The 18156-nt window shown below is 62.8% G+C and carries 14 protein-coding genes and 1 pseudogene; 11 read left to right on the forward strand and 4 right to left on the reverse strand.

Features of this window, described 5'->3' with window-relative positions; genetic code table 11:
- Positions 1–52 precede the first annotated feature (52 nt).
- A complete protein-coding gene (locus NHAM_RS11100; protein ID WP_011510648.1) occupies positions 53–3547 on the reverse strand; it encodes an indolepyruvate ferredoxin oxidoreductase family protein in 3495 nt (1164 codons plus the stop codon).
- Between the two features lie 276 nt (positions 3548–3823).
- Here NHAM_RS11100 and NHAM_RS11105 point away from each other — a divergent pair, with 276 nt between their 5' ends.
- On the forward strand, positions 3824–4228 hold the full coding sequence (locus NHAM_RS11105; protein ID WP_011510649.1) for a hypothetical protein: 405 nt from the start codon (positions 3824–3826) through the stop codon (positions 4226–4228).
- A gap of 70 nt (positions 4229–4298) precedes the next feature.
- Here NHAM_RS11105 and NHAM_RS11110 read toward each other — a convergent pair whose 3' ends face one another.
- Positions 4299–5114 carry an isocitrate lyase/PEP mutase family protein gene (locus tag NHAM_RS11110; protein ID WP_011510650.1) on the reverse strand — a complete coding sequence of 272 codons (816 nt, stop codon included), beginning with the start codon at positions 5112–5114 and terminating at the stop codon, positions 4299–4301.
- 266 nt (positions 5115–5380) lie between these two features.
- On the opposite strand from NHAM_RS11110, the gene NHAM_RS29275 reads away from it, so the two are divergent.
- Positions 5381–5662: a GCG_CRPN prefix-to-repeats domain-containing protein gene (locus NHAM_RS29275; protein WP_081434990.1), complete on the forward strand. Its 282-nt coding sequence runs from the start codon at positions 5381–5383 to the stop codon at positions 5660–5662.
- Between the two features lie 331 nt (positions 5663–5993).
- Here the strand turns inward: NHAM_RS29275 and NHAM_RS11115 are convergent, their stop codons facing one another.
- A complete protein-coding gene (locus NHAM_RS11115; RefSeq protein ID WP_011510652.1) occupies positions 5994–8114 on the reverse strand; it encodes a sodium-translocating pyrophosphatase in 2121 nt (706 codons plus the stop codon).
- Between the two features lie 355 nt (positions 8115–8469).
- Complete coding sequence (locus NHAM_RS11120; protein ID WP_011510653.1) at positions 8470–9657, reverse strand: pyridoxal phosphate-dependent aminotransferase; 1188 nt, start codon at positions 9655–9657, stop codon at positions 8470–8472.
- Positions 9658–9760: 103 nt separating this feature from the next.
- Between NHAM_RS11120 and NHAM_RS11125 the strand changes: the two genes are divergently transcribed.
- The 9 genes and pseudogenes from NHAM_RS11125 to NHAM_RS11160 all read left to right on the forward strand — a co-directional run bounded on the left by NHAM_RS11125 (position 9761) and on the right by NHAM_RS11160 (position 18125).
- Positions 9761–11182 (forward strand): M48 family metalloprotease, encoded by a 1422-nt coding sequence (locus NHAM_RS11125; protein WP_011510654.1) that lies wholly within the window; start codon positions 9761–9763, stop codon positions 11180–11182.
- A 43-nt stretch (positions 11183–11225) separates the two neighbouring features.
- Complete coding sequence (locus tag NHAM_RS11130) at positions 11226–11993, forward strand: DsbA family protein (RefSeq protein WP_011510655.1); 768 nt, start codon at positions 11226–11228, stop codon at positions 11991–11993.
- A 149-nt stretch (positions 11994–12142) separates the two neighbouring features.
- A pseudogene (locus tag NHAM_RS28895) lies at positions 12143–12253 on the forward strand (DUF1236 domain-containing protein); the annotation flags it as partial.
- Positions 12254–12544: 291 nt separating this feature from the next.
- Positions 12545–13015, forward strand: a complete 471-nt coding sequence (aroQ, locus tag NHAM_RS11135) for a type II 3-dehydroquinate dehydratase (protein ID WP_011510656.1) — start codon at positions 12545–12547, stop codon at positions 13013–13015.
- Positions 13016–13057: 42 nt separating this feature from the next.
- Positions 13058–13546, forward strand: coding sequence for an acetyl-CoA carboxylase biotin carboxyl carrier protein (gene accB, locus NHAM_RS11140; RefSeq protein ID WP_011510657.1), 489 nt, complete (start codon positions 13058–13060; stop codon positions 13544–13546).
- Between the two features lie 25 nt (positions 13547–13571).
- Positions 13572–14927 (forward strand): acetyl-CoA carboxylase biotin carboxylase subunit, encoded by a 1356-nt coding sequence (gene accC / locus NHAM_RS11145; RefSeq protein WP_011510658.1) that lies wholly within the window; start codon positions 13572–13574, stop codon positions 14925–14927.
- Positions 14928–15073: 146 nt separating this feature from the next.
- Positions 15074–16603 carry a sensor histidine kinase gene (locus NHAM_RS11150; RefSeq protein WP_041358944.1) on the forward strand — a complete coding sequence of 510 codons (1530 nt, stop codon included), beginning with the start codon at positions 15074–15076 and terminating at the stop codon, positions 16601–16603.
- The gene (locus NHAM_RS11155; RefSeq protein WP_011510660.1) at positions 16600–17040 is read left to right on the forward strand and encodes a response regulator; all 441 of its coding nucleotides are present in this window, start codon (positions 16600–16602) and stop codon (positions 17038–17040) included. Before NHAM_RS11150 ends, NHAM_RS11155 begins: the two co-directional genes overlap by 4 nt.
- On the forward strand, positions 17037–18125 hold the full coding sequence (locus tag NHAM_RS11160) for a sensor histidine kinase (protein WP_011510661.1): 1089 nt from the start codon (positions 17037–17039) through the stop codon (positions 18123–18125). Before NHAM_RS11155 ends, NHAM_RS11160 begins: the two co-directional genes overlap by 4 nt.
- Positions 18126–18156 lie beyond the last annotated feature (31 nt).

Below are 18156 nucleotides of genomic sequence, written 5' to 3' on the forward strand. Positions count from 1 at the left end.
CCGGCGGGGTCGCCCGGCTTTTAGCCCGAGGACTATTTGCCGCGCACTCGTCCTATTCCGCTGCTATCTGCCGTGGCGCGGGCGGAGGATCCGCGAAATCGCGCACTAATTCCGCATAACGGGCTTTAGCGTCGACCATCGCCTTCTCCTTGACCGGGCCGTAGCCGCGGATGCGATCCGGCAGTGACAACAACGCGATCGCACTTTCGACATTGACCGGCGAAAGCTTGTCGAGCACGAACGCCACATCCTTTTCGTAACCCGCGATCAGGTCGCGCTCCAACCTGCGCTCAGTGCTGTAGCCGAACACGTCGAAAGGAGTGCCGCGCAAACCCTTCATCCTCGCCAGCAGACGAAAAACCGGCATCATCCGCGACCCGTCATACGACTTCTTGACGGGCCGGCCGAGCGCGTCCTTTTTGTTGGCGAACATCGGCGGCGCGAGGTGGAAGCTGATCTTGTAGTCGCCTTCGAGCCGGTCGCCGAGCTGCTTCTCGAAGCTGCCGTCGGTATAGAGGCGCGCCACCTCGTACTCGTCCTTGTAGGCCAGCAGTTTGGCGTAATTGATTGCCACCGCGCGCGGCAACGCCTCCCCGTAGCCGCCATCGCTTGCCGCCTGACGCACCCGCGTCACCAGCGCACGATATTTTTCTGCAAGCGTCCTGTTCTGGTAGCCGGCAAGGTGCGCCGAGCGGTGCGCAACGATCTCGTCGAGCGACATGTCTTCGAGTATCTTCGGCGCGACGGTCTCGTCCTTCCCCTTCATCATCGCCGCGAGACGCGCAGTATCGGCCGCCGCAAGCCGTCCCAGCCGGAACGCCTCGATATTCATCCTGACGGCAACACCGTTCACCTCGATCGCCTGCTCGATCGCTGCCGTCGTCAGCGGCAGCAGGCCTTTCTGATAGGCGTACCCCATCATCATCATGTTGGTGGCGATGGAGTCGCCGAGCAGCATCTCGGCCGGCCTGGTGAAATTCATGAAGGTCGAATCCTTGCGCAGCGCGGTTTCAAGGACGAGGCCGACTTTGCCGCTCTGGAAATTGAAATCGCGGTCAAGAACAAAGCCGGCAGTCGGGATCAGGTGAGTATTGATGACGCCGCGGGTGCGGCTCGACTCGCACAGCATCAACGTGTCCCTGGCGGCCGCCACCACCTCATCAGCGGCGATAACGAGATCGGCGGTGCCGGTGACGATGCGCGAACAGGTCACGTCAGCGGGTTTCTCGGACAGCCGGACATGGCTCAGAACCGCGCCGCCCTTCTGGGCGAGGCCGGACATATCGAGGATCATGCTGGCCTTGCCCTCGATATGCGCAGCCATGCCGAGCAGCGCGCCGATGGTCAGCACGCCGGTGCCGCCGACACCTCCGACCGCGATGTTGTAAGGTTGCTCAAGCGACGGCCGCGAAGGCGGTTCCGGCAGTTCGCCGATCGCCCCGAGGTCCGCCGGCGCGCGCTGGCGCAGGCGCCCTCCGTCGACCGTGACAAACGACGGACAAAATCCCTTGATGCAGGAATAATCCTTGTTGCAGGACGACTGATTGATGGTGCGCTTGCGTCCCATCTCGGTCTCCAGCGGCTCCACCGAAATGCAGTTCGACTGCACCGAGCAGTCGCCGCAGCCTTCGCAGACGGCGGGATTGATCAACACACGGCGCTGCGGGTCTTCCATGGTACCGCGCTTGCGGCGGCGGCGCTTCTCGGCGGCGCATGTCTGCACGAACACGATCGCCGAGGCGCCCTTGATCTCGCGGCAGGTTTTCATGACCGCATCAAGGTCGTCGCGATGCGCGGTTCTGGTCCCCGGCGCGATATCGGCCGCCGGATAGGCGACCGGATTCTCGGACACGAGGTAGATGTCGCGGATACCTTCGGCGTGAAGCTGGAAGGTGATCCGCTGCGGCGACAGTTCGCCGTCGACAGGCTGGCCGCCGGTCATGGCGACGGCATCGTTGTAGAGAATCTTGTAGGTGATGTTCGCCTTGGAAGCGACCGCCTGACGGATCGCGAGGCTCCCGGAATGGAAATAGGTGCCGTCGCCGAGATTGGCGAAGATGTGCTTCTCCCCGGTGAACGGCGCGATTCCGACCCACGGCGCCCCCTCACCGCCCATGTGGGTGAACGTTTCGGTATTGCGATCCATCCACAGCGCCATGAAGTGACAGCCGATGCCGGCCATGGCGCGGCTGCCGTCAGGCACCCTGGTCGAGGTGTTGTGCGGGCAGCCCGAGCAAAAATACGGCGTACGCGTAACCGGGGCCGCCGCCTGCATTTGCGTCGCCAGCCGGCCGTTGAACCAGTCGGCTTTAGCGCGCAGAATTTCGGCGATTTCCGGATTGAGGTTGAGGCGCAGCAGCCGCTCGGCAAGCGATGTCGCCAGCGACGCGACGCTCAATTCCTGCGCGAACGGGAGGAACGGCTTGTCGCGATCATCCATCTTGCCGATGATGCGCGGCCGCACGTCGTCGCGCCAGTTGAACAGCTCCTGCTTGACCTGGTTCTCGACGATCTCGCGTCGTTCCTCGATGATGAAGATCTCCTCGAGTCCGACGGCGAATTCGCGCACGCCCTGCGGCTCCAGCGGCCATGGCATGCCGATCTTGTAAAGCCGCAAGCCGATTTTCGCGGCGACCTGCTCGGTGATGCCAAGCTCGCGCAAGGCCTGACGAATGTCTTCGTAGCTCTTGCCGGACGCCATGATGCCGAACCGCGCGTGCGGCGAATCCATGGTAATGCGGTTGATCTTGTTGGTGCGCGCGAACGCGACCGCGGCAAAACCCTTGTGATCCTGCAAGCGCCGGTCCTGATCGTAGCGGTCGTCGGGCCAGCGCAGGTTCAACCCACCCGGCGGCATCTCGAAATCGGTTGGCATGACAAACGGATTCAGTTCGTCGGCGAGGTCGATCTCGGCGGTGGTCTCCACCGTCTCGGTGATGACCTTCATCCCGACCCAGCAGCCGGAATAGCGCGACATCGCGATGCCGAGCAGGCCCATCTGGATCATTTCATGGATCGAGGACGGATAGAGATAGGGCATCAGCGCCGCGATGAAGGCGTGGTCCGACTGATGCGGCACGGTCGAGGATTTGGCGCCGTGGTCGTCGCCGGCCAGGCAGAGTACGCCGCCGTTCATGGCCGAGCCTGCGGCATTGCCGTGACGGAATACGTCGCCGCAGCGATCGACGCCGGGACCCTTGCCGTACCAGATTCCGACGACGCCATCGTAGCGCGCGCCCGGCGAAAGGTGGAGCTGTTGTGAGCCCCAGATCGCAGTCGCCGCGAGGTCCTCGTTTACGCCGGGCTGGAATTTGATGTTGTATTGGTCGAGATGGCTGCGCGCGGCGACGAGCTGCTGGTCGTAGCCGCCGAGCGGCGAGCCGCGATAGCCGGAAATGAATCCCGCGGTGTTGAGGCCCGCGGCGCGGTCGCGGCGGATTTGCGCCATCGGCAACCGAACAAGCGCCTGAATGCCCGTTATGAAGACGTGGCCGGTGCCCTGGGTGTATTTCTGATCGAGGTTGATCGGACCTTGGTTGATTCCCATTGCGCCCTCTTGGCTCGCGGCTGCGACGGCTCTCTTACAGTTAGTTATGCGAAGCCTTTAGAACCAGTCTCTATCGCGGCACGAACCGAACGCTTCACAGATTCCGGCAACTGGAACGTGACCCTTTAGGCTCAGGTGGCGTCCCCTTTCGCCACCAGGCGAAAAGCGCGCCGTGGGTCCGCGTTATTCAGTCGCGGTCCGCCGAAACATCCCCTGCCCGACGGAACCCACATTGTCTTCAACGTGTTGTCCTCCCCGGAAAACGGGAGGACCTCCATGGCTAACGAACCTAATCCGAACGATCGTTATCGGCGGGACCCCGCCGATAACGATGTGCAGCCGGCCGCACGTCTCGACGATAAACTGCAACCTGCCCCCGAGCTTGCTGGGCGTCCTGCGGGGCGCGGTCGCATCGTGCTGTTGGCGATCGCCATCGCAGTCATACTCGGTACGGTGTTCTATGGCCTCAACAATTCGACAGGCCCGACCGAGACCAGTACGACCGCACAGCAATCGACAAGCCCGAGCACGGCGCAGAATAATGCGGCCAAGCCGCCGGTTGCACCCGGTGTTCGTGACGTGACGCCCTCCAGCACGCAACCGGACGTCACAACCGGCGCAGCCCCGGCCAATTCAACGCAGCAGGCGAATCCGCAGAGCGGCAATACGCCGACCAGGTAACCGCAGTGAGTTCACGCCAGGAATGGCGAGCATCCCTGCAATACTCACCATTCCTTAGAGCGTGACGGCATCAGACGGAAAACATCCGGTTCAGTTCCCCGCCGGGGTAGCCCGCGCCGAGTCCGTCGAACGTACCCTTCTCCGCAATCTCCTTTGCGGCTCTTAAAAAGCCGCCCCATGCCGCGCGCGCCAAGGCACCGCCGACGCTGATGCGGCGAACGCCGAGATCGGCGGCCTCAGCGACGCTGAGACCGGGCCAACCGATCAGCAGGTTGAACGGCTTGGGATGAACGGCCTTCACCGCGGCGGCAATGTCGTCTTTCGATTTCAACCCCGGCGCATAAAGGCAATCGGCCCCCGCCTCCGCATAGGCTTGCAACCGGTCGATCGTCAGCTTGAGATCGGGCATCCCCCACAGGAAAGCCTCGCAACGGCCGACCAGCAGCATGCCGCTGCGATCGGCATCGATAGCCTTGCGCGCCGCGCGGATACGCTCGATCGCCAGCGTCTTGTCGTAGAGAGGCTTGTCCTGGTCGCCGGTGGAGTCCTCGATGGACAGACCGGCGACACCCGTCTTCGCCGCGCGCGACACGTTGACTGCAACGCCTTCCGGCTCATTGGCGAAGCCGTTTTCGAAGTCGGCGTTGATGGGCAGATCGACCGCTGCGCACAGCGCGGTCAGATGGCTGCAGACCTCGTCCAGCGTGATGTGGTTGTCGGCCTTGCCGATCGACCATGCGAACCCGGCGCTGGTCGACGCGAGCGCCTTGAAGCCCATGCCCTGCAACACCCTGGCGCTGCCGATATCCCAAGGATTGGGAATGACGAAGCAGCCGCTCTCGTGCAGAGAGTGGAATGCGGCGCGCTTTTCCGCGGTCGATGACATCCTGAAGTCTCCTTCCCGTCTCGTTATGAACGACTGATGCAAGCGATGGGATATTTGTATATGCCTGCTTCATCGGCGTGAGTGCTTCGGCATTGTTCGGTGCCGCCGTCCAATCAAATGCTTGAATGATGGTTTCAGCCGGGAACGAAACCACCGGCGTCGCAGCGAGAATCATGTTGCCAGATTTTGGACAGAGTTATGACTGAATCTCCCCGTGCGAATCGCTAAAGTCGCCGCGCTGTCGCGGCCGAATGAGAGGACGATTTATGAAAGCACTTTTTGCAGCAGCATTTCTCGCTGGCACCATTGCGACATTCGGTATTGCAGACGCTATGCCGTTGGCGCCGGCGTCGGGCGTGAATGCTGACGTCATTCAGGTCGCTGGCGGCTGCGGTCGTGGTTACCATCCCGGGCCTCGCGGCGTCTGCGTCGCAGACCGGCGCGGTCCGGCGTTCGATCGGCGAGACCATCGGAGGGAGCGCCGTATAGAGCATCGTCGGTGCCGACACTGGGGTCCCGACCGCCGCGCCTGCCGCACCTGGTGGTGAGACCCGGGATTCCCACCATTCGGCGGGATTCCTGTTTATATTTGCACGAAAAGGGCGGGACCGATCCCGCCCTTTTTTGTTTCCGTTGTTCAGATTGTCTTAACGACTCCGCTCGGAACCGAATCCCAACCGGCGGCCGGTCGCCGGACGTTCAGCGCACATTCCGGATACAACCGAACTCCGGCATTCGCGATCCAGCGTTCTGCGGTTTCTCGCTTACCGTGGCCGGCTCGCGAGCGACGTCCACCTTCCCGATCGACGCTCATGCGTCACGCACAAGAAAAACCCGCGGCTCGCGCCGCGGGTTTCCTTTGGATCGCACCGCGATGTCTCAGTGCGCCAGAACCGCCAGCAAGAGCAGGGCCACGATGTTAGTGATCTTGATCATCGGGTTCACTGCAGGGCCCGCCGTGTCCTTGTAGGGGTCGCCGACGGTGTCACCGGTCACCGCCGCCTTGTGCGCGTCGGAGCCCTTGCCACCATGATGGCCGTCCTCGATGTACTTCTTGGCGTTGTCCCATGCGCCGCCGCCCGAGGTCATCGAGATCGCAACGAACAGGCCCGTCACGATCACGCCGAGCAGCATGGCGCCTACCGCCGAGAACGCCGCGGACTTGCCGGCAGCACCACCGCCGGCGATCGCATAGATCAGGAAATAGACGACGATCGGCGACAACACCGGCAACAGCGACGGAATGATCATTTCCTTGATCGCCGCCTTTGTCAGCAGGTCCACCGCCTTGCCGTAGTCGGGCTTGTCGGTGCCTCGCATGATGCCGGGCTTCTCACGGAATTGGCGACGCACCTCCTCGACGATCGCGCCGGCTGCACGTCCCACGGCGGTCATGCCCAGCGCGCCGAACAGATACGGCAGCAGGCCGCCGAACAACAAGCCGACCACGACATAGGGATTGTTCAGTGAGAAATCCGGGTTGACGCCTTGAAAGTAGGGGTATTGCGCGGCATCGGCGATGAAGAACTTGAGGTCCTGATTGTAGGCTGCGAACAACACCAGCGCGCCGAGACCAGCGGAACCGATCGCGTAGCCCTTAGTAACCGCCTTTGTGGTGTTGCCCACCGCGTCGAGCGCGTCGGTCGACTTGCGCACTTCCTTCGGCAGGCCAGCCATTTCCGCGATACCGCCGGCATTGTCAGTGACCGGACCGAACGCGTCGAGCGCGACGACCATGCCGGCCAGCGCCAGCATGGTGGTGGTGGCGATCGCGATGCCGAACAGGCCGGCAAGGCTGTAGGTGACGAGGATGCCGGCGATGATGACAAGCGCGGGCAGCGCGGTGGCTTCCATCGAGATCGCAAGACCCTGAATGACGTTGGTGCCGTGCCCGGTCACCGAGGCCTGGGCGATCGACTTCACCGGGCGGTAGTCGGTGCCGGTGTAGTATTCGGTGATCCAGATGATCAGTCCGGTGACGACGAGGCCGGCCACGCCGCACGCGAACAGTTCGAGGCCGGTATAGCTGACGCCCGCCAGCGGACCGAAGCCGACCAGCGAATAGATAACGGCGCCGACGCCGATCAGGGACAGGATACCGGTGACGATCAGGCCCTTGTAGAGCGCGCCCATGATCGACTCGCTGGCGCCCAGCTTGACGAAGAAGGTGCCGATGATCGAGGTGATGATGCAGATGCCACCGATGGCGAGCGGCAGCGTCATCATGTTCACCAGCAACGGCGAGGTCGCGAAGAAGATCGCGGCGAGCACCATGGTGGCGACCGCGGTCACCGCGTAGGTCTCGAACAGGTCTGCGGCCATGCCGGCGCAGTCGCCGACGTTGTCGCCGACGTTGTCGGCAATCGTCGCCGGGTTGCGCGGATCGTCTTCCGGAATGCCGGCTTCCACTTTGCCGACAAGATCGCCGCCGACGTCGGCGCCCTTGGTGAAGATGCCGCCGCCGAGACGGGCAAAGATCGAGATCAGCGACGCGCCGAAGCCGAGCGCGACCATCGCGTCGACAACCGTGCGGCTGTTCGCGGCGTAGCCGGCGCCGTGGGTCAGATAGGCGAAATAGATCGTCACGCCGAGCAGCGCCAGACCGGCGACCAGCATCCCCGTGATCGCCCCGGCTTTGAAGGCGAGTTCAAGTCCGCCAGCCAGCGACTTGGTCGCCGCCTGCGCGGTGCGCACGTTGGCGCGAACCGAGACATTCATGCCGATGAAGCCGGCGGCACCCGACAGAATCGCACCGATGGCGAAACCAACTGCCACCAGCACTCCGAGGAAGTAAGCAAGCAGCGCGAAAATCACGATGCCGACGACTGCGATCGTCGCGTACTGCCGGCGCAGATAGGCCTGCGCGCCCTCGCGCACTGCCGCGGCGATTTCCTGCATCCGCGAATTTCCCGCATCAGCCCCTAATACGGACGATGTCGCCCAGATGGCATAAACGATCGAAAGTACTCCGCAGAGCACGATCATCCATAGAACTATCATTGAATTTGCCTCGGATCCCTGAAGTTGCCCCGACAACGCCGCGGGCCGCGAGCGCGGGGCGGACGTACAAAAAGCGAAGTCCGCCTTGTGGTAAGGCGACCTCAAATCGGCGGGACCATGCCAAAATCGAACCTCATGCGCAACGCCGCCTTATGGTTAAACGGCCGATTCCCGTCAGGAATTACGATAAAATACCGGGACTTGCGGGCGAATTCCAAACGCCGACCGGGATGGCCGTAGCTATGCGCGAGCATGGGCGCGAAGCAGCCGTCGCCCGTTCCGGAGACGACGGATTACCGGGTCAAGCCCGGCAATGACGGGTCATCGAGGCGTGACGGTCCAGACGAGAACTACTCTAAGTCAGCCACCGCGCGATACGTGCGACCGCGTCGTGCATCTCGGCCGCCGAACGGGCGTAGGAAAATCTCACGAACGAGCGGCCGCGAACCGGATCGAAATCGACGCCGGGCGTCGCGGCGACATGCGCCTGCTCCAGCATCTTCCGCGCGAACTCATAACTGTCCGACGTGAACTTCGAGACATCGGCATAGAGATAGAACGCACCATCCGCGGGCAGGAATTCGCTCAATCCGGTTTGTGGCAAACCCGCGATCAAAATCTGGCGGTTTGTCTCATAACCGCGCTTCACGGTTTCCATCTCGTCACGGCCGGCGAATGCCGCCTCGGCCGCAATCTGCGACAGCGTCGGCACCGAAATCGACAGGTTCTGCTGCAGCCGTTCGATCGGCCGCACCAGTTGCTCCGGCACCACCATCCAGCCGACGCGCCAGCCGGTCATGCAAAAATATTTCGAGAACGAGTTGATCACCAGCGCACGCGGCGACAGTTCGGCGGCGGTCACCGCTGGAAACGCATAGTCGAGGCCGTGATAGATTTCATCGGATATGAAGCGGATTCCTTCGCTTTCCGCGGCCGCCATCAGATACGTCAACGCCTCGCGCGACATCATCGTGCCCGTGGGATTGGCCGGGCTTCCGACCAGCACGCCCTTCAGCGGCGTCTTACGGTGTGCCGACAGCAGCGCCTCGCCGGTGAGGGCGTGACGGTTTTCGCTCGACGTCTCGATCATCACTGGCTCGCAGCCGAGCGCGGTCAGGATATGCCGATACGGCGGATAGCCCGGGACCGTCACCGCAACCCTGTCGCCGGGCTCGAACATTGCGAGGAACGCGAGGATGAAAGCGCCCGACGATCCCGTGGTCACGACGACGCGTTCGGGATCGACCGTGCAGCCATAGGCATCGCGGTAGTGTTGCGCGATCCGCTCCCGCAGCGAGGGAATGCCGAGCGCGGAGGTGTAACCGATCTGGCCGCGCTCGAGCGCGGCACGGGCCGCATCCAGCGCGGTCCGGGGCGCGGGCGCCGACGGCTGCCCGACCTCCATGTGAATGACGTGGCCGCCCCCGGCTTCGATCCGCGCCGCCGCCGCCATCACGTCCATCACCATGAAGGGCGGAACCTGGCTGCGGCTAGATGCCGCCAGCAAGCCTTTGGCCCGGTCTCTCAATGTCGCATCGAGCATGGAAATCTGTTAATGCGCTTTCACCTGTGGCGAACGGCTGAAGCCGCGTTACCGCCGTATTCAGCGGGTTGTTAGGACATATAACTTATTCGAACCATGGCCAATGACTAAAGACGTGACCCCGCGGCCCGGCGCCACCGCACGCCGTACTTTGTCGAAACTGACCGCGCTGGTCACGGCCTGCGTGCTGGCGAGTGCCTCGCTACCGGTCCACGCTCAGCGGGCCAAGGGGCCGCCGGTGTTGCGCGATACCGAAACGGAGCAACTGCTGCGCGACTATACGCGCCCGATCCTGCGCGCGGCGGGGCTGGAGAAGCGCAACATCCAGATGGTCATCCTCAACGACAAGTCGTTCAACGCCTTCGTCGCCGACGGCCGCCGCATCTTCGTGAACTATGGCGCGATCATGCAATCGACCACGCCGAACCAGTTGATCGGCGTGCTCGCGCACGAGACCGGGCATCTCGCCGGCGGACATCTGTCCAAATTTCGCGAGCAACTCGCCCGAACCCAGACCCAACTGATCATCGCCATGCTGCTTGGCGCAGGCGCCCTCGCCGCGGGAGCCGCCGGCGGCGGCGGAAGCAACGGCGCCGCCAGCAATATCGGCGCAGCCGCGATCAGCGCACCGCAGGAGATCGCGCGCCGCAGCCTGTTGTCCTACCAGCGCCAGCAGGAGGAGAACGCCGACCGCGCGGGCGTCAAGTTCCTGAACGCCACCGGGCAATCCGCCAAGGGGATGTACGAAACCTTCAAGCGCTTCACCGACGAAAGCCTGTTCGCTGCGCGCGGGGCCGATCCCTATGTGCAGTCGCATCCGATGCCGGCCGACCGCGTCGCCGCGCTCGCGGAACTCGCCAAAACCAGCCCCTATTGGGACAAGAAGGACGATCCGGCGCTACAGATGCGCCACGACATGGTGCGCGCGAAGATATCGGCGTTCATGGAACGCCAGGACACCGTATACCGGCGTTATCCGATGTCCGACACCAGTCTGCCCGGCCGTTACGCACACGCCATCAGCACATACCTGCATGGTGATCTTCGCTCGGCGCTTGCGCAAATCGACGATCTGATCAAGGCTCAGCCCCAAAATCCCTATTTCCATGAAGTGCGGGGACAGGCGCTGCTCGAAGGGGGCCATCCCGCGGACGCGGTTGCCCCGCTGCGGCGGGCGGTACAATTGTCCCATAATTCCCCGCTCATCGAGATGTTACTTGGGCAGGCGCTCGTGGCATCGAATAATAAGGCCCACACTGAGGAAGCTATTGCGATTCTGCGCGCGGCGCTGGCACGGGAGCCCGAGGCCCCGCTTGGTTATATGCAGCTTGCAATGGCTTATGGCCGCAAGGGCGATTATGCCCAAGCCGATCTGGCATCGGCACAGGCCGCGTCTCTGCGAGGCGATAACAAGACAGCGCGCGAACTCGCATCGCGTGCAAAGACCCGTTTCGCCATCGGTACGCCCGGATGGGTCAAGGCCGACGATATCGTCTCGGCCAAGGTACCCGACAAGAAAGACTAGCGCCCCCGAACAACGAGATCCCCTGTTCCAAAGGATTTTAACAATGCCCTCGCATCGCTTTCTCGCCCCTGCTCTCTTTGCGCTCGCACTCGGAGCGGCGCCCGTCGCCGCCTCGGCGCAGAGCTTCTCCGACAGCCAGCGCGGCGAGATCGAACAGATCGTCAAAAACTATCTGCTGGCCCATCCCGAAATCCTCGAAGATGTCTCGGCCGAGCTCAGCAAGCGTCAGGCGGCTACCGAGGCACTCAAGCATGAGGCCGCGGTCACCAAGAACGCGGATGCCATTTTCAATTCGCCGCGCGGCGTAACGCTGGGCAACAAGAACGGCGACGTCAGCTTCGTCGAGTTCTTCGATTACAATTGCGGCTACTGCAAGCGCGCGATGGCCGACATGCTCGAACTGTTGAAGTCGGATCCCAAGCTCAAGGTGGTGCTGAAGGAATTTCCGGTGCTCGGCCCCGGCTCGGTCGAAGCCGCACAGGTCGCGGTGGCCGTTCGCATGCAGGACCCCGGCAGCAAGAAATATCTCGATTTCCATCAGCGCTTGCTCGGCGCGCGCGGACAGGCCGACAAGACGCACGCGCTCGCGGCCGCCAAGGAAGCCGGTCTCGATATGGCTCGCATCGAAAAGGACATGAGCAGCCCGGAAGTCCGCGCAACGCTGGAAGAGAACTTCAAGCTTGCCGAGTCGATGGGCATGAACGGAACCCCGAGCTATGTGATCGGCAAGCAGGTTGTGGTCGGCGCGGTGGGTCTCGAGACCCTCAAGGAGAAAATAAGCACGGCGCGCTGCGGCAAGGCGTCTTGCTAACCTGACCACCGGATCAAACGCTCGCGCTTCAAAAAGCCCTCGCATTGCGAGGGCTTTTTTCATTGACCAGGTCTCTTGTGTAAGTTGCGCGCTTCGCACACCGCGCCGGCGCGCGCGTGCAAGGAATGCGCGTTCACAAAACAAAACAAATCGTCGAAATTCATCCGGCCTGGCGTGGCTATGAATTCTTCCTGGTTCGCGACGAGATCATCGTCGTCAATCCGAGGACCCTGGAGATCGTAGCAGTTCTGGAGGCCTGATCGGAACTCCTCAAACAGCGGACGCGCGGGCCGATTCTGGCCTCCCGCGGCCGCTGCGAGGCAGCCGGATCGCGGTGCCGCCCGCCCATGTCCGTTATCTCGACCCCGGTTAACGCTCCCGACCTTGGTTAACGAGCAGTTTCCGCATGTTCTACATAGCTTTTCGCGAACAAAGTGAGGTATTTGAAGCCGAATACCAGAGTGTTCAGGCTTCCCCTTGGCTCTCTTGTTACATATAACGGCCCAAGCTTCGGCGCTTTGGCGCCGGAACGACTGTTTTCGGGATTTCAGATGGCCAGGACGATTTACGTGCTCAACGGCCCGAACCTTAACATGCTCGGGACTCGGGAGCCGGAAACCTATGGCCGCGCCACCCTGGCGGACGTCGAAAAGCTCTGCGCCGACACGGCCGGGGATTTTGGACTGGCCGCGGATTGCCGCCAGTCCAATCGCGAGGGCGAACTGATCGACTTCATCCACGACGCCCATGCGAAGAAGGCGGCCGGCATCGTCATCAACGCCGGCGGCTACTCGCACACCTCGGTTGCGCTTCACGATGCGCTGGTCGCGGTGAATATCCCGACCGTCGAGGTTCACATCAGCAATATCCATGCGCGCGAGGACTTCCGCCATCACTCGTTCACGGCCAGAGCCGCTTTTGCGAGCCTCTGCGGGTTCGGAATTGATGGCTACCGGCTCGCCATCAACGGTCTTGCCGCCAAAATCGGCGCGGTGAAGTCCGGCGCAAAAGTCAAATCCTGACGTATCAGCGTCATCCCACTCAGAAAGTTTCGGATCGAGATCATGGCCCGTCAGCCTGGAGACCCAGCAAAAGCCAAAACCGGCGACGAACCGCGCGAGGAGAGCGAGGTGATCCGCGAGCTTGCCGCGCTGCTCGACGAGACCAAGCTCACCGAAATCGAGATCGAGCGCGACGGGCTCCGGGTCCGGGTCGCGCGCAATGTCGGCGTCGGCGCGGCAGTGCCCGCGAGCTATCAGGTTGCAGCGGCGATGCCTGCCGGCGGTCCGGCCCCCGGCCCCGCCGACATCAGCAAGCATCCGGGTATGGTCCCGTCGCCGATGGTCGGCACGGCCTATTGGGCGTCGGAGCCCGGCGCCAAACCCTTTATCGAGGTCGGCTCCAAGGTCACCCCGGGCCAGACGCTGCTGATCATCGAGGCCATGAAGACAATGAACCAGATTCCGTCGCCGCGGGCTGGCACGGTCACGCAGATTCTCATCGAGGATGGCCAACCCGTCGAGTTCGGCGAGCCGCTGGTCATTATCGAATGATGACGTTCGAACCTCGGGCGCAGTGATGTTCGACAAGATCCTGATAGCCAATCGCGGCGAGATCGCCCTGCGTATCCTGCGCGCCTGCAAGGAACTCGGTATCGCGACCGTCGCGGTGCATTCCACCGCCGACGCGGACGCCATGCATGTGCGGCTTGCGGACGAGAGCGTCTGTATCGGACCGCCGCCGTCGAAGGACAGCTATCTCAACATTCCGGCGCTGCTGGCCGCCTGTGAGATCACCGGCGCCGATGCCGTGCATCCCGGCTACGGCTTTTTGTCCGAGAACGCCCGCTTCGCCGAAATCCTCGCCGACCACGGCCTGCATTTCATCGGCCCCAAGGCCGAACACATCCGCCTGATGGGCGACAAGATCGAGGCCAAGAAGACCGCGAAGCGGCTCGGCATTCCGGTGGTCCCGGGCTCCGACGGCGGCATCGGCCCGGACCACGATGCCATGGCGATCGCCAAGGCGATCGGTTTTCCCGTGCTGGTGAAGGCGGCCGCCGGCGGCGGCGGACGCGGCATGAAAATCGCAAAGACCCCCGACGACCTGATGATGGCGATCTCGACCGCCGGCAACGAGGCCAGGGCGGCGTTCGGCGATGCTTCCGTTTATCTGGAGAAATATTTGCAGAAGCCGCGCCACATCGAAATCCAGGTGCTCGGCGATGGCCGCGGCGGCGCCATTCATCTGGGAGAGCGCGACTGCTCGCTGCAACGGCGGCACCAGAAGGTCTGGGAAGAAGGCCCCTCGCCCGTACTGACCGCCGCCGCCCGCAACAAGATCGGCGAAACGGTCGCCAGGGCGATGCGTGAGATACAGTATCTGGGTGTCGGCACCATCGAATTCCTTTACGAGGACGGCAAGTTCTACTTCATCGAAATGAACACCCGGATCCAGGTCGAGCATCCGGTCACCGAAATGATCACCGACATCGATCTGGTGCTGGAGCAGATCCGCATCGCCGCCGGCGGCGACCTTCCCGCGACTCAGAAGGAAATCGTCGTGAACGGCCATGCCATCGAGTGCCGCATCAACGCGGAGAATCCCGTCACTTTCCGGCCCTCGCCGGGCAGGATCACGCGATTCCATCCACCCGGCGGGCTCGGCGTCCGGATCGATTCCGCTGTTTATCAGGACTATGTAATCCCGCCTTATTACGACTCGCTGGTGGGCAAGCTGATCGTCCACGGCAAGACCCGCTCCGAATGCCTGATGAAGCTGCGCCGGGCACTCGACGAGATGGTGGTGGATGGTGTCGAGACCACCTTACCGCTGTTCCGGGCGCTGGTCCGCGAGGCGAGCATCATCGACGGCGACTACCACATCCATTGGCTGGAGCAGTACCTCGCCAGTGGCGGTATGACAGGAGCTTGAATCACTCCTTCGCGGCTCGGGAGCCGTGAAAATACCCGGAAGATACGGAACCGGCCGCCCGCTGAGGCGTTTGACAAGTGGTTCGGCACGGAAGCCGTGCGGGGGAGCAATTAGGACTGTCTAAAGCCGAACATGCCCCGATGGCGGTGACCGCCGCCAAATCATCACGCCACGCGCTCGGCCAGGTTATCCTGCTGGCAGCGGGTCTGGTGGTTCTGACCTTGATCAGCGCGACCTCCGTCTATCTCGTCAATAAGGCGCGCGAAGACGCTGGCTCGGCCTTGCACAGCATGGAGGTCGAAAACGAAATCTCGCTCGCCCAGTTGGAGATGCGGCGCGCCGAGAGCGCGCAGCGCGGTTTCCTGCTGACGCAGCACCCGGACTTCCGCAGCGCGTTCGAGAGAGCAGCCAGCCACATTCCGTCGAGTTTCGAACGGCTGAAGGCGCTGACGGTCGACAATCCCCACCACCAGCAACGACTCAAGGAGATGATCCCGCAAGCCAATCAGCGGATCCAGCAGTTGCGGCACAGCATCGACCTCGCGCTGGCAAACCGGCACGATGAAATCGTCGAAATCGCACGGCAGGAAGCCGGCCGCGACGCGATGGGGCAAATCCGCGACCTCGGGAGCGAAATGCGGGCCGAGGAAGACCGCGTGTTTGCGGAGCGAACGGCGTCGGCCGATGCCAGCCAGTCGCTTTCGGCATCGATTACCAGCATCGGCTCGGGACTGGTCGTGGTGTTTGCGGGACTCTCGATCTTCCTGGTGCGGCGATCGAGCCGGGCGCGCGACGTGGCCGAAGCCCAGTTGCGCGACAACAATCTCAATCTGGAATCCACCGTGGAGCAACGCACCAGCGATCTCCGCGAGGCCAACGATGAAATCCAGCGTTTCGCCTACATCGTCAGCCACGACCTGCGCTCGCCGCTGGTCAACATCATGGGCTTCACCAGTGAACTCGAGGAACTGCGCGGCGACATCTTCAGACGGATCGCGGACCTGAGACAGCCGGGCGGCCTCCCGCCTCCGGCGGAGGATCCGGCGGCCGCCGTCGAACCGGTTCTCGACGAACCGGACAAGCAATTGTCGCAGGATTTCACCGAGGCTCTCGGGTTCATCAAGTCGTCGATCGCCAAGATGGACCGGCTGATCAGCGCTATCCTCAGTCTCAACCGCGAAGGCCGCCGCGAATTCCACCCCGCCGCGATCGCCATGCGCGACCTGATCGAGAACATCGCATCGACCGTGGCGCATCAGGCCGCCGAGGCCGACGCCCAAATCCGGGTCGAGCCGCTGCCGGATATCGTCAGTGACCGTCTCGCGGTCGAGCAGATTTTCTCTAACTTGATCGATAATGCGTTGAAGTATCTCAAATCCGACCGGCCCGGCGATATCGCCATCCGTGGCCGGCGTAAGCTCGGTTTTACGATTTTTGAGGTCACCGATAACGGCCGCGGCATCGATCCGAAAGACCACCAGCGCATCTTTGATCTGTTCCGCCGGGCGGGCCCGCAGGATCGGCCGGGTCAGGGCATCGGCCTCGCGCACGCCCGCACGCTGGTCCGAAGGCTCGGAGGAACCATGTCGGTCTCTTCGGAACTTCACACCGGAAGTACATTTACTGTTACCCTCCCCACCGCATGGGCAGGCGTCGATCAGGACAAGCAATCATGAGCACACCAGTCACCATCATCATGATCGAGGACGATGAAGGTCACGCCCGACTAATCGAGCGCAATATCCGGCGTTCCGGTGTCAACAATGAGATCAGGCCGTTCAGAAACGGTACAGACGCCATCAACTACTTGTTGGGCGTGGATGGCAGCGGCCTGCCCCATAAGGGAGAGACCTTGCTCATCCTGCTCGACCTCAATCTGCCCGACATGTCCGGCATCGATATCCTGCGGCAGGTGAAGGAAAACAAATATCTGAAATACGCACCGGTGGTCGTACTGACGACGACCGACGATTCCCAGGAGATCAAGCGGTGCTACGAACTTGGATGCAGCGTCTACATCACGAAGCCGGTGAATTACGAAAGCTTCGCCCACGCGATCCGACAACTCGGTCTGTTCTTCTCCATCATCCAGGTTCCGCAGGCCAATCCATGAGCGCCCAACCTACCCTTTTATACGTGGATGACGACAAGGCGCTGGCCCGGCTGGTCGAGCGCGGCCTGACGCGCCATGGATTTTGCGTGGAGCACGCTCACAACGGCGAAGCCGGGCTCGCACGCATCGCGCAGGGCGGCATCGATGTGATCGCGCTCGACCAGTACATGCCCGGCCTCGACGGGCTGGAGACGCTGGAACGGATTCAGGCAATCCCCGGCGCACCGCCGGTGGTATTCGTCACCGCGTCGCAGGACTCGAAGATCGCGGTGACCGCGCTCAAAGCCGGTGCCGCCGACTATCTCGTCAAAGACACGCTCGGCGAATTCGTTCCCCTGCTGCAGGTCGCGGCCGAAGTGGCGATCCGGCAGGCGCACATCCAGAAGGCGCGCGACGACGCCGAGGCCGAAATCCGCGCCTCGCGCGACCGCTATGCGGCGCTGGCCACCGAGCGCGAGGTGTTGCTGCGCGAAGTCAATCACCGCGTCGGCAACAGCCTCCAGATCATCGCATCGCTGCTGCACCTGCAGGCCAATTCCAGTCCCGAGGAAGACATCAAGGCTGCGCTCACCGCCGCGATGGGTCGCGTCGCGGCCGTGGCGCAGGTGCATCGCCGGCTCTATACCTCACACGACCTGAAGAGCGTGCTGCTGAACCAGTATCTTGAAGCGTTGCTCGAGGATCTCCGGCGCTCCGCCGAGGGCAACCGGATGTCGCGCCTCGACCTGAAGGCCGAGCCCGTCGAGATCGATCCGGATCGCGCCGTGGCGATCGGAATCATCGTCAACGAACTGGTGATGAACGCGGTCAAATACGCCTACCCCGACGGCCCCGGCCCGATCCACGTCCAGCTCAAGACCGACGGTGGCAACATCGAACTATCGATCGCCGACGACGGCGTCGGTCTCAATGCAAAGGCTGATCCGCGCTCCACGGGAATGGGCCAGCGGATTGTTTCCGCGATGGCGCAGAAACTCGACGCTCAGGCCGAGCGCGATCCGACCCATGCCGGCACGCGTATCGTGCTGCGGTTCCGCCGCGACATTTCACCGGCCACGAAGACCAGGTCTGCAACGGCGGCCTGAGCAACCAACGGTAAAAAAGCGCGCCTCCGCG

Origin of the sequence: Nitrobacter hamburgensis X14 (genome assembly GCF_000013885.1) — a bacterium.
In the GTDB taxonomy this organism is placed as follows: domain Bacteria; phylum Pseudomonadota; class Alphaproteobacteria; order Rhizobiales; family Xanthobacteraceae; genus Nitrobacter; species Nitrobacter hamburgensis.

Excerpts from the sequence above, each read along its gene's own strand:
- NHAM_RS11105 (WP_011510649.1), top strand. The coding sequence starts at position 3,824 with ATGGCTAACGAACCTAATCCGAACGATCGTTATCGGCGGGACCCCGCC.
- NHAM_RS11110 (WP_011510650.1), bottom strand. The coding sequence starts at position 5,114 with ATGTCATCGACCGCGGAAAAGCGCGCCGCATTCCACTCTCTGCACGAG.
- NHAM_RS11120 (WP_011510653.1), bottom strand. The coding sequence starts at position 9,657 with ATGCTCGATGCGACATTGAGAGACCGGGCCAAAGGCTTGCTGGCGGCA.
- NHAM_RS29275 (WP_081434990.1), top strand. The coding sequence starts at position 5,381 with ATGAAAGCACTTTTTGCAGCAGCATTTCTCGCTGGCACCATTGCGACA.
- aroQ (WP_011510656.1), top strand. The coding sequence starts at position 12,545 with ATGGCCAGGACGATTTACGTGCTCAACGGCCCGAACCTTAACATGCTC.
- accC (WP_011510658.1), top strand. The coding sequence starts at position 13,572 with ATGTTCGACAAGATCCTGATAGCCAATCGCGGCGAGATCGCCCTGCGT.
- NHAM_RS11155 (WP_011510660.1), top strand. The coding sequence starts at position 16,600 with ATGAGCACACCAGTCACCATCATCATGATCGAGGACGATGAAGGTCAC.
- NHAM_RS11130 (WP_011510655.1), top strand. The coding sequence starts at position 11,226 with ATGCCCTCGCATCGCTTTCTCGCCCCTGCTCTCTTTGCGCTCGCACTC.
- NHAM_RS11125 (WP_011510654.1), top strand. The coding sequence starts at position 9,761 with ATGACTAAAGACGTGACCCCGCGGCCCGGCGCCACCGCACGCCGTACT.
- NHAM_RS11100 (WP_011510648.1), bottom strand. The coding sequence starts at position 3,547 with ATGGGAATCAACCAAGGTCCGATCAACCTCGATCAGAAATACACCCAG.
- accB (WP_011510657.1), top strand. The coding sequence starts at position 13,058 with ATGGCCCGTCAGCCTGGAGACCCAGCAAAAGCCAAAACCGGCGACGAA.
- NHAM_RS11115 (WP_011510652.1), bottom strand. The coding sequence starts at position 8,114 with ATGATAGTTCTATGGATGATCGTGCTCTGCGGAGTACTTTCGATCGTT.
- NHAM_RS11160 (WP_011510661.1), top strand. The coding sequence starts at position 17,037 with ATGAGCGCCCAACCTACCCTTTTATACGTGGATGACGACAAGGCGCTG.